The following is an 11,708-nucleotide window of genomic DNA, read 5'->3' as shown; positions in this document are numbered from 1 at the left end:
CTTGTCGGCGGAATCTGCCGCTAAGCTTCCCGCTGATGCAGGCAACCCTTTGCCCCGGCGTTCCGTATCCATCGAAAAACCGATATGAAAAACATGCGATGCTGGGCTTTAGGCCTGATATTGGTGTGCTGCCTGCCGGCGGTTTCCTGCAAAAAGGACAAAGACAAGAACGATAACATCTATTCCGCGAAAAACACCGCCATGACCGGCGCCCAGGAAGTTCCCGCCGTCACCACGACGGCTACCGGCAGCTTCGACATCACCTACAACCGCGATTCCAAAATGCTGAACATCACCGTGCGCTGGCAAGGCCTCAGCGGCCCCGTAACCCTGTCGCACATTCACGGCCCTGCCGATAAAGGCGTAAACGCCGGCGTACTGGAAAATTTCACCACCGTCATCCCGAAAACGGAAAGCGGCAACTTCTCCACCAGCTTCACCCTGAACGGGACCACCCAGAAGGAGGAAGACCTCCTCGCCGGGAAATGGTACGTGAACATCCATACGGCGGCCCACCCGGGCGGTGAAATCCGCGGGCAGATCGAACTGACTTATTAATTAATTGATAGATAGATGACCGGAGGCTACAACAATTCCGGATCGGTGAACGGCGATGATAGCCACTCCGCCGCTCAAGTGAGTGACACAACGGCGGCCCGGCAGCGCATTCACTGCTGGCCCGGCATGAAAACGCATACGGCATGAGGCCGTTAAAAGACGCACCGGTTTCTCGAAAAACAGGAACAAAACCCCAAAGAAGAGGGCTGATTTTCATCAGCCCTTTTTATATTTTAAGCAATGGGAATATATCACCTCGCCTGTTTTTATTTCCATGCATCCAGCAAAAAACGGATCCAGTTTTTGTACATGATATTGTCGATGTCGTTGCTTTTATAACCGCGCTGGCGGAGGATGTCGGGTACTTTCTGCAACCCGGCGATCGTTCCGAGGTCGCCCGGAGATTGCTCGGTTCCGAATGCTCCGTCGAGGTCGGAGCCGATAGCGGCATGTTGGGAGTTGCCCGCGAGTTGACAGATATGATCGATGTGGTTGGCCACGTGCTCCAGTGAAACACCCGTATTTTCGGGCGTGCTTTTGCCGCGTTCCCAGCCGGGAATGAGCATCCACGCGTCGAACGCCGTGCCGATCACCGCGCCTCGCTGGATCAGCAGCGAAAATTGTTCGTCGCTGAACTGGCGGTTGTGCGGCACCAGGGCGCGACTGTTATGATGGCTGGCCCAAACCGGGCCGGTATAGAGGTCCATGGCTTCGGAAAAACTTTGGTCGCACAGGTGCGTGGCGTCGAGGATGAAGCCGAGGCGGTCCATTTCCTTGAGGAGCGCGCGGCCTTTGGTGCCGAGGCCGCCGGTGGAATCGGTGCCGTAGGCGTATACGCCGGGACCGTAGTGCGCGGGGCCGATGGCGCGTAACCCGTAAGCCCAGGCTTTTTCGACGCAGGCCAGTTCATAAAAGGAATCGGCGCCTTCGAGGCTGAGGATGAACCCGATGGGCAGGGAGCTGGTGTCTTCCGCCGTTTCCCATAGTTTGAGATGGGCGGAAAGCTCGTCGGCATTGGTGATCTGCTTCATTTCGCCCCGCTTCACCATCGTCTGGTACCAGGCAAGCTGGCCCTGCGTCTGCGCCCAGGCCTGTTCCTGCGAATGCCAGCCGGGCAGGGGATTGTCGAGCCCCACGTATCGCGCTATTTGCGTAGCTACGCAAAGTCCCACGCGGCCTTTGCGCATTTCGGGGAGTGAAACGGTGCCGCGCTCGCGGTCGGGTTTATCGGTAAGGCCTTTCTCCCGGTCACGGATGGCCTGCACGGATTTGGTAAGGTCGCGGTTCCACTCCATGGCGTTCATGCTCAGGTCCAGGTGCGCGTCAAAAATCATTGATTGCATAGATATATTCTGGTTGAATGATTCGTGGTTATATTAATCTTCCCCGCGCGATCGGCCAGGTATCGGAATGGTTTCCGTTTTCGATCACGAGCGCTTCGTTGTACAGTGCCACAGTGGGGCAGATGTGCCAGGGCGTTCCGTAAAGCACATCACCCACCTGCAAAGTGGCAGCTTCGGGCGTTTTCACGACCAGGTGCTCTTCGCTTTGGGAAATTACTTCATATTCTTTCAGTTGATGGAAGAAAACGCGGCGGGTGATGGGGTTTTCGGCGGAAACGGCCTTGTGTCCCAGGTCCAGCGTCACGCAGCCTTCCTGCGGTTTCGAAATGACGCGGGTGAGCAGCTTGGCCGCTACGAGGAATGGCTGGTCGGGCAGACCGGTTCCGTACCCTTCGTCCCACAACAGGCAGGTGCCCGGGCTGCAAACGACCGTTCCCCTGCGGGCGTGAACGGGGAAGGTGGGCGTTCCTCCGGCGATGATTTCCGGAGGCAGGATGTCTGCGGCGAGGCGTGCCACGGGTTCGAAAGCGGCGTCGCATTCGCGGGTGCGTTCGGCGAGGTCGGGGTTGCGGATGTGGCCGTCGTAGACGTGCAGGCCCGCGGGGTCTGCGTTGCCGAGTTGTTGCATGCCGCGCCAGAAGTCGGCCGCTTTATCGGGGCTGATACCGGTTCTGTGCATGCCGTTGTCTACATCGATGTACAGCCGGGCTTTTGAGCCGAAAGCTGCGTGAAGGTCGTTCATCAGCCGTGCCGAGGCGATGTTGTCTGCCAGCGAAGCGAAGCGGGACGCGGGAAACTGGCGCTGAAGATCGACGAAAGCCTTTGCCATGGGGGCGTTAAGCTGATAGGCGAGCAGGATGTCAGGAGCGCCGGCTGCTGCCAGCATGCGGGCTTCGGCAATGGTGGCGCATTTGAACCGGCGGATGCCTTTGTCCAGCTGCATGCCGACAACGGGCCCCATTTTGTGGGTCTTGACGTGTGGCATGAGTCTTTCCGGACCGCCTGCCATGGCGATCATGCGGTCGATATTTTCGGCGATGCGATCGGGAAAAACGAGGAGCGCGGGCGAGGGAAGGTTTCCCGGAAGCGCGACGGGTGGCTGTACGTCAGTTTGCATGAATGGTTCAGTCTGATAATTCAAAAATAGCTTCTATCTCGACGGTGATGTTATCCGGCAGCGAGCCCATTCCCACGGCGCTTCTCACGCCCACGCCGTTTTCCGGCCCCCAGATTTTGGCGAACAGTTCGCTGCAGCCGTTGAGTACATGCGGATGGGTGCCGAATTCCGGGGTGGCGTTGACCATCCCCAGTATTTTGATCACCCTTTTGATGCGGTTCAGGGAGCCGAGTTGTGAAACGAGGGTCGAGAGGATGGTGAGCCCCACCTGCTGCGCCGCGAGCCTGGCGCCGTCTGCGTTCAGTTCCAGCCCGGCTTTGCCGCGAAGCAGCGAGCCGTCGGGCAATACCGGCCCGTGGCCGGAAACGTAAACGAATTTATCGACGATCAGCAGGGGCTTGTAAACCCCTTTGGGCGCGGGTGGCGGCGGAAGCACATGGCCCAGTGCGGCAAAGTTTTCGGCTGCGGTCATCACGAAATTTGTTTAAAGTTAATCCAATATTTTTTGCAATTACAATAGAAATATTTGCAGTATTTGCAAGTTTGTTAACTTTCGAGTCATGGTTTTGTTGCAGTTTTAGCAAACTGGCGGAAGTTGAAGGACCTGGGTTTAATGTTGGTTTCGCGTTCCCGCAATGATTTTTCGCCGTGACTTGGCGCGGCCCTGTAGAAACCAGTCGGACCATCCACATCTTTCCATTATCAGCTTCCGGTTGCATCGCTATGAAAATTAAATAATCTTCCGGCTACGCGGAATGACCGATATCATTCATTTTCATTCATTTTTCGGAAGGTATCAATACCATCAATAAAAACTGAACAATATGGCAACGTTTTTCCTGGTTATACTTGCAGCCTTCCCGTGGCTTACAGGAATTGTTGCAATACCAGTACGCCGATAAGCCCGCAGACGGACACGATCGTTTCCATGACCGACCAGGTGGCGAAGGTTTGTTTGAGGGTAAGGTTGAAATATTCCTTGAAGAGCCAGAACCCGCCGTCGTTCACATGACTGAACATGAGGCTGCCCGCCCCGATGGAAAGCACCATCAGCTCCGGATGCACCTGCTGTTGCTGTATAATGGGCAGGAGAATACCGACGGTGGTCAGGCCCGCCACCGTAGCCGATCCTACGCAGACACGGATCGCTGCTGCAATGAGCCATCCCAGCACCAGCGGGGATACGGAAATGCCTTGCATCGACTGCCCGATGTATGTGTTGATGCCGCCATCCTTGATCACCTGCATGAAAACCCCGCTGCCCGCGATGATAAGCATGATCGGAGCCACGTCCTTGAACGCCGCCTCGAGCGACTTCATGAGTGCCTTCATGGGTGTACCACGCCGGAGGCCCAATAAATATACTGCCGCAAGCAGTGAAAGGAGCATCGCGATATTCGGATCGCCGATGAGCGACACCGCCGGGCGAAGTGCGCTGTCTGCCGCCAGGAACGGATCAACCGCCGTGGTAATGGTGAGGAGGATGAGCGGGAGCAGTGCCGTAAAAAGACTGATGCCCAGGCCGGGAAGCGCATCGTCCGGCCGCTGCTCGATCTGGATCAGTCCCTGTTCTGGCGTCACCTCCATTTTCCGGAGCGTCCTGCCGAACAGGGGGCCGGCGATGGCGATGGTTGGTATGGCGATGATCAGGCCGTACACGAGGGTTTTGCCCAGGTCGGCCCCCAGTTGCTGGCTGATGGCCGTGGGAGAAGGGTGCGGTGGCAGAAAACCATGCGCGGTGGAAAGTGCCGAGATCATGGGGATGCCGATGTAGAGTAGCGGCAGCCGTGTGGAAAGCCCCGTGGCAAAGATGAGCGGCACCACGATCACGAAGCCCGCCGTATAAAACATGGGGATGCCTACCAGGAGCCCTGCCAGCGCCATGCCCCACTGGATATGCCGGGTACCGAAAATCCGGACCATCGAGGAAGTAATGCGCTGCGCCGCACCGCTGTCGGCCACCAGTTTGCCCAGCATGGCGCCGAATCCGAGGATGGTAACCAGCGAGCCCAGCGTGGACCCAATGCCGCCGGTGATCGACTTCCCGATGGCAGGCCCGTTGAGCCCGCAAGCCAGCGCCAGGAAAATGCTGACGATGATAAAAGAGATGAAAGTGTCGAGCTTGATCCACATGATCAGCACGATCAGGAAAAGAATGGATAGTACGACGAGCAATAAGGGCGATAGCATGGACAGTGGAATTTATTCCCCTGAAGATAGCAAAGCCGGTTTAGAAATACCATAAAAAAGCAGCTCCCCACGGTGGGAGAGCTGCCAAAAGGATATCGGAATCTGAATGAACGGCACAACGGCAGCCATTGGAGGCACTGCCGCTGCTTACCTTCCATTACTCTTCCTTCGTCTGTTCTTTTATTTTCTGAACGGTCTGCAGGATGTGGGTCGCCTGTTTGCTAAGCTCGTTGCGGAGCTCGCCGGTTGAAGCGGCGGCGGCCTTTTCCTGTTTTTTCTTGGCGAGCGGCTGCATCAGGTTGATGATGTAGTTGTTCACCCAGCTGTTGTTGAATTGTGTAATGGCGTCGTACACATCGGTCACGCCTTTGTTGACAAGGGCGGTATTGTCGATCTGGCCGAGGATGCCGAGGTACAGGATGGCTGCGCCGATCTTGTCCTGGCCGGTACTGTTCGCGAGATTGGTGGCAAAGTAGGGCACGTCTGCTTCGCTGCCATTCTGTGCGTACACATTCGCGATAGCGGTACCCAATCTGCCGCGGGCGTCCTTTTCCATGGTCTTGGCAAGGGCGTAGGCTTTCTTCACGTCGAGATCGGCGAGGCCCACTAGGCCGGCGCCTTCCACGAGGTAGGAGCGGTCTTTCAGCGCGTTTTCGAAGAGGGTGGCGTATTGCGGGTCCTTCAGTTTGCTGAGCTGCTTCAGTGAAGCGGCACGCACCGGGGATGCGGGATCGTTTTTCGCGAGGTCGGTCAATACGGGGATCGCAGCGGTTTTTACGTCGCTGTTGTCCATCTTCAGGCCGGAAATAGTGAGGGCGCGCAGGCCTTCGTACTTATCGCGCAGGGCTGCGATCACGATGGCGCGTGCGTCAGCATTGCTGGTCTGCTGTTTCAGGCACTCCTCGATCGCTTCGCGGCGGTCGCGGTAGGTAGTGGCGTTTTTATACTGGAACACGTAAGTAGCCAGGTTGCGGCGGTCGGTTTTTTCGAGAATGAGGATTTTGTCGCCGTCCACATTCACGAAGTCGGGCTTGCCGCTCACCGGGAAGCTGAAATTGCTCGTCTTTTCGGTGATGCGCACGTTATGCCGGGTCTTCTTTCCGCCTTCGTACACATCGATCGCGATGGGCAGGTCGAAGATCTTCTCGCCTTTCTGCTCGATGGTTACGCCAGCGAAGCCGGATTTGCTGTAGTCGTAGGAAATATCGAGCGTGGGGTAACCCTGGCCGAAATACCACTGGTTGAAGAACCAGTTGAGGTCCTGCCCGGTAACCTCTTCAGCTGCGAGGCGGAAGTGATGGGCTTCTGTTGCCTTGAATGCGTGGGTCTTCAGGTAAAGGCCCATTGCTTTGAAGAATGCGTCGTCGCCCATATAATTGCGCAGCATATGGAGGATGCGGCCGCCTTTCTGGTAGGTAACGGCGTCGAACATGTCTTCCTGGCTGTGATAATGGAAGCGAACGAGGTGGCGGTCGCCACGGTATTGCGCGGATTCCATGTAATTATGCATGGCCGCATATCCGTGCTCGTCTGCCGCATCTTTACCGAACTTGTGCTCGAACCAGAGGTATTCGCTGTAATCGGCAAAAGATTCGTTCATGGTGAGGTTGCTCCAGGATTCGCAGGTGGCGAGGTCGCCGAACCAGTGATGGAACAGCTCATGGGCGATCACCGATTCGCCGAGGCGTTCGTCATCGTCCAGCAGTTCGCGGTCGGTTTTCTGCACGAAATCGCCGTGAATGGTAGCGGTGGTGTTCTCCATGGCGCCGGATACGTAGTCGCGCACTACCACCTGGCTGTATTTCACCCAGGGATAGTCGTACCCGACGAGTTTCGAGAAGAAGGTCATCATTTCGGGCGTGTTGCCGAAAATAGCCCTGGCGTGGGGAGCATATTCCTTTTCCACGTAGTAGTTCACTTCTTTCCCGCGCCAGCTGTCTTTCACAACGGCGAATTCGCCCACCGCCATCATGAAGAGGTAAGGGGCGTGAGGGAGCTCCATGCGCCAGGTGTCTGTGCGGGTACCGTTGGCGTTGGATTTCTGGCTTACCAGTTTACCGTTGGAGAGGGTGACGTACTTTTTGTCGACCGTCATGGAAATCTCCGAAGTGGTGCGCTGGTTGGTTTTGTCAATAGTGGGGAACCATGCGGAGGAGGCTTCGGTTTCGCCCTGCGTCCAGATCTGCGTAGGTTTGTTGGGCTCGGTGCCATCGGGGTTGATGAAATAAAGCCCCTTGGCATCGGTGATCGCCTCGCTGCCTTCGGCTTTCAGTTCGTCGGGCTTGGCGGTGTAATCGATATAAACAATATAGGAATCGTTGCTGCTGTATGTTTTGTTCAGTTTGACGCGGATCTCCTTTCCGTCGTATACATACTGAAGCGGCGTGCTGCGCGCGGTTTTGAGAAGCCCGTCAGAAGGGAATTTCACGACGGATGCGCCTGCCGGCTGAACGAGGGTTACGGAACGGATGTCCATCCCTTTGGCATCCAGCGTCAGGCTGTCGGTCGGGTAAAAGTGGGGTTTAAGGGTCAGCCAGGCCTTGCCGATCAGGTGGCGCCTGGCGTAGTCGAAACGTACATTGAGTTTCGTGTGGACTACATTGTTGATTTTGGTGGGAGACGCCCGGTAGATGCTGAGCTGCGGGTCCTCTTTTTCCGCCGCGCTTTGCGCGAAAGCGGGAGCGTAGATGCCCAGCATGGCTACCCCGGCCATCAGGATAGCCGGAATGTTCTTAGTTGGTAAATACATGCAAAACGATTTGTTCAAAAATAAGCGCCCTCGGGGAGGGCAGGGGTCAAATTTAAACAAATGGCCCAAAAACGACGCAAGCGGTTAAAATTGTTATTTTTGTACAGATAGGACATGTTATTTATATGATCAAAGCTACCGTAAACGGCCGCAAGCCGTACGAAATAAATCTTTCCGGCGCCGATGGCAGGCCGGAGTGCAACGGGAAGCCCGTATCCTGGTCTGCCGAACCCCTGCCCTCGGGCGGGTTTAGCGTGCTGGTAGACGGGAAGAGCTTCGTTGCTGAAGTTGTGGGGACCGACCGGCCGGAGAAAACCGTCACCCTTCGCATCGGCCAGTCCGTTTACGAAGTGGGGCTCGAAGGGCCGATGGACCGCCTCCTCGCATCCATGGGGCTTACCCAGGCCGCCGCCAGGAAAGTGAACGATATTAAGGCGCCCATGCCCGGCATGGTGTTGAAAATACTCGTAGCGCCTGGGCAAACCATCAAAAAAGGCGATCCGGTACTCATCCTGGAGGCCATGAAGATGGAAAATGTATTCAAATCCACTGCAGACGCGGTGGTGAAAGAGATCAGGGTCACCGAGCGGAAGGCCGTAGAAAAAGGCGAAGTGCTCATCGTGCTGGAATAATATTTGTATCAGTCATCATTATGCAATCAATCAAACTAAAACTGTTGTATCTGGCGTGCTGCCTGTTCATCGCAACGGGCCTGGCCGCGCAGGATGCGTCGTATTTTGTATATATACAGCACGAAAAGCAGCAGCCTTTTTACGTCAAACTCGACGGAAAACTGCTCAGCTCCTCCGTGAAAGGGTATGTGATCCTTCCCAAAATGGAAGCCGGCAAAGTGCCGGTAACCATCGGTTTCCCCAAGGGAGAAGCCCCCGAACAACAATTCACCATCCGTCTCGCCGGTAACCGCGATTACGGATACCTGCTTAAAAATAACGGCGACCAGGAATGGGCACTGTACGACCTTCAAACCTTCGCTTCCCTCAAATCGGCCGGTGCCGGTGGCGCTCAACCCGCCGAAAAGCCCGCTGAATCGGAAGCTGTGGCCGTAACCCGCATTTCCAGCGATAGCGCCACGCCCGAACAGAAGGAGCTGATCAATAACGTGCAGGCCGATGTAGAGGCCGCACTGGCGAAAAAGAAAGCGGAAGAAAAGGCTGCCGGGGAACAATCCGCAGAAGAAACACCGGCCCCTTCGGCTGAAATGCCTGCCGACACAACCCCCGTTGTTGCGCAAACTGCTCCAAAAAAGAAAAACAGCTTCGCAGAATCGTTGGATAAGGTCGTGACGGATGATCGCCCCGCTGAGATGGATTTCCCGAAACCCAGGCCTGCCGCCGCTACGGAAGCGCCAGTGGATGTGCCGGCCCCTGCCGCCGAGCCTGAAAAGCCCGCTAAAAAACGGAAGAAAGGCCAGCGCGATCCGCTGACCGAAGAAGAAAAGGAATTGCTCGGCTCCGTAATGGAAGAGGAAAAGCGTGCTGCGGCCGACGAAGCCCTCAAGGAAGCAGAGGCCGCCGCCGCCGGAGATGCTGCGAAAGAAGCACCCAAAGATGCGCCCATGGAACAGCCGGTAGCAGAAAAAGCGCCGGAGGAAAAGCCGAGAAAGGCGAAAAAGAAGAAGGGAGGGTCCGAGCCGGAATTCATAGATTTTGGGGAAGCACCGGCCGCCATGCCTGCTGCTACACCCGCCGCCACTGTGCCGGAACCGAGATCTGTGCCTGCTGAGGAGGAGGGGGCCAGCGCGAAAGACGCCCGTGAAGCCCGCCGTCAGCAAAAGAAAGCAGCCCGTGAAGCCGCCGACCGGGAAGCCCTCGCGCGCGATAGCCTCGCAAACATAGGCTGGCATGATGCTGCGCCGGAAACGAAAGAGAAGAAATCCGATCTGAAAATGGTGAACAGTGATTGCCCGAAAGTCCTGGAAACCGAGGCCTTCCGCAAATTGCTGCGCACGATGAACAGCCGGAGAACGGACGCGGATATGGTAGATGCCTTCCGTAAAGGCACCCGGAACACCTGCGTAAGTACCGAGCAGGTAAGGGCGCTCGCCCAGCTCATCTCGTCCGACGAAAACCGCTACCAGCTGATGGATGCGGCCTATGCAAGGACGTACGATTCCGACAATTTCTCCAAATTGTCCGATTTGCTGACCGATAATTACTACAAGAATCGTTTCAAAGCAATGCTGAAACGGTAAACGATAAAAAAGCGTATGTCAAATGGTGAATGGATGTGTCCGTTCACCATTTGTCGTTTTAAAAATGCCTACTTTCGCGCATCATGGCCAGGTATTTTATCGAAGTTGCTTATATGGGTGCCCGTTTCAGCGGGTTCCAGGTGCAGGAAAACACGTTGACGGTGCAGTCGGAGATCGACCGCGGCATCAGCGTGCTTATGCGTGAGCGGGTGGAAACGACGGGTTCCAGCCGTACGGATGCGGGAGTGCACGCACGGCAGAATTTCCTGCACTTCGATATGGAGCAAGCGCTTCACCCGCAGTTCGTATACAAGATGAACGCGATTTTGCCGCCGGATATCGTAGTGAAAGGGGTGTACCCGGTTGCTGACGGCCTCCATAGCCGTTTTGCGGCCACGGGGCGTTCTTACGAATACACGTTATATACTTCGAAAGACCCGTTCCTGCGCGATCGTGGCTATTTCTTCCCGTACCGCCTGAACATGGGCCTGTTGCAGGAAGCGGCCGCGATATTGATGGAATACCGCGATTTTACTACGTTCTCGAAGCGGAATACCCAGGTGAAAACGTTCAATTGTACCATCCGGGAGTCTGCCTGGAAGCAGGAAGGCGAGCGTATAGTCTATAACGTGAGTGCGAACCGTTTCCTGCGCGGGATGGTGCGCGGGATGGTGGGAACGATGCTACGCGTGGGCCGGGAGCGGATTTCGCTGGATGAGTTCAGGGTCGCGATCGAAAGTAAGGATTGCACGCAGGCGGATTTTGCGGTGCCGCCGCAAGGTTTATGTTTGATGGAAGTGCAGTATCCTGAAGGTTCGTTTGGAAAAAGTTTGTAGCTGGAAGTCTTTCCTATGGCTGTTTCTGTATTTTTCTTCGGGGAGCGGGCGAAAAACATTTGGAAAGACGGAATAAAACACGCTACCTTTGCGACCCGTTAACGCGGAAAACAACAAGTTCTTTATGAGGCGCCTTTACGGATGTATCTGTTTGGAAATCAAGCTGGATGCGGATTGCAGGATGAAAGATGGATATCTTCGGACGGCATGAAAAAAAAGTGAAGGAATAATTTGGTTGAAAGAAAAAACTTTCGCTATCTTTGCGCCCCCTACAACAACGAAATACTTCAGTTCTTTACATCGTTTTTTATAGTCCGCCGGATCGCTGAAAGGCAAGATGGCAAAGGTTTTCAGAAGAAACCGATCATCGAAAAAAGATGAAAATTTTCTTCGGAAAAATTTGGACGGAATGAAAAACATCTCTACCTTTGCACTCCCATCGAAACAGGGTGGTTCACGAAGAAAGTTCGGGTGTGCAAATTGAAATGATGATATGGGCTTAAGGCCTGCGGGTTCGCAACCTGGATATCAAGCAACAAGTAGTTGAGATTTTACCGCAGCAATTGCGGGGAGGTCCAATGAAAGATCTTTGAAAGTTTGGAAACAACAGCACGTTACAGAGATGTAACAAAACACAGGTAATGTTAGCGACAACATTAAATTGAAACGTCTAATTTACGTAGAGTAAAATAGTCAGTTCAAA

Annotated in this window: 9 protein-coding genes; 4 read left to right on the top strand and 5 right to left on the bottom strand. The window is 55.2% G+C overall.

All coding sequences use genetic code 11. The annotated features are described in order from the left end of the window. Positions 1 to 84 precede the first annotated feature (84 nt). Entirely contained in the window at positions 85 to 558 is a 474-nt protein-coding gene (locus EJ361_RS03545) for a CHRD domain-containing protein (RefSeq protein WP_126243987.1), read from the top strand. A gap of 266 nt (positions 559 to 824) precedes the next feature. On the opposite strand, the gene EJ361_RS03540 is transcribed toward EJ361_RS03545, so the two are convergent. The 5 genes from EJ361_RS03540 to EJ361_RS03520 all read right to left on the bottom strand — a co-directional run bounded on the left by EJ361_RS03540 (position 825) and on the right by EJ361_RS03520 (position 7,957). After that, positions 825 to 1,901 carry a dipeptidase gene (locus tag EJ361_RS03540; RefSeq protein WP_240646537.1) on the bottom strand — a complete coding sequence of 359 codons (1,077 nt, stop codon included), beginning with the start codon at positions 1,899 to 1,901 and terminating at the stop codon, positions 825 to 827. A 28-nt stretch (positions 1,902 to 1,929) separates the two neighbouring features. Next, positions 1,930 to 3,018 (bottom strand): D-TA family PLP-dependent enzyme, encoded by a 1,089-nt coding sequence (locus tag EJ361_RS03535; protein ID WP_126243986.1) that lies wholly within the window; start codon positions 3,016 to 3,018, stop codon positions 1,930 to 1,932. Positions 3,019 to 3,025: 7 nt separating this feature from the next. After that, positions 3,026 to 3,490 carry a RidA family protein gene (locus EJ361_RS03530; protein ID WP_126243985.1) on the bottom strand — a complete coding sequence of 155 codons (465 nt, stop codon included), beginning with the start codon at positions 3,488 to 3,490 and terminating at the stop codon, positions 3,026 to 3,028. Positions 3,491 to 3,885: 395 nt separating this feature from the next. Next, complete coding sequence (locus EJ361_RS03525) at positions 3,886 to 5,208, bottom strand: gluconate:H+ symporter (RefSeq protein ID WP_126243984.1); 1,323 nt, start codon at positions 5,206 to 5,208, stop codon at positions 3,886 to 3,888. A 157-nt stretch (positions 5,209 to 5,365) separates the two neighbouring features. After that, complete coding sequence (locus EJ361_RS03520; RefSeq protein WP_126243983.1) at positions 5,366 to 7,957, bottom strand: M1 family aminopeptidase; 2,592 nt, start codon at positions 7,955 to 7,957, stop codon at positions 5,366 to 5,368. 125 nt (positions 7,958 to 8,082) lie between these two features. Between EJ361_RS03520 and EJ361_RS03515 the strand changes: the two genes are divergently transcribed. The 3 genes from EJ361_RS03515 (at position 8,083) to truA (ending at position 11,005) form a co-directional block, all read left to right on the top strand. After that, complete coding sequence (locus EJ361_RS03515) at positions 8,083 to 8,589, top strand: biotin/lipoyl-containing protein (protein WP_126243982.1); 507 nt, start codon at positions 8,083 to 8,085, stop codon at positions 8,587 to 8,589. 20 nt (positions 8,590 to 8,609) lie between these two features. Continuing rightward, complete coding sequence (locus tag EJ361_RS03510) at positions 8,610 to 10,169, top strand: DUF4476 domain-containing protein (RefSeq protein WP_126243981.1); 1,560 nt, start codon at positions 8,610 to 8,612, stop codon at positions 10,167 to 10,169. A gap of 83 nt (positions 10,170 to 10,252) precedes the next feature. Continuing rightward, a complete protein-coding gene (truA, locus tag EJ361_RS03505; RefSeq protein WP_126243980.1) occupies positions 10,253 to 11,005 on the top strand; it encodes a tRNA pseudouridine(38-40) synthase TruA in 753 nt (250 codons plus the stop codon). The last annotated feature ends 703 nt before the right edge of the window (positions 11,006 to 11,708 follow it).

The sequence above is a fragment of the Chitinophaga rhizosphaerae genome (assembly GCF_003958645.1).
GTDB lineage: Bacteria > Bacteroidota > Bacteroidia > Chitinophagales > Chitinophagaceae > Chitinophaga > Chitinophaga rhizosphaerae.
The sequence above is the reverse complement of the archived record's forward strand: the minus strand, read 5'-3'. Positions and strand labels throughout refer to the sequence as shown.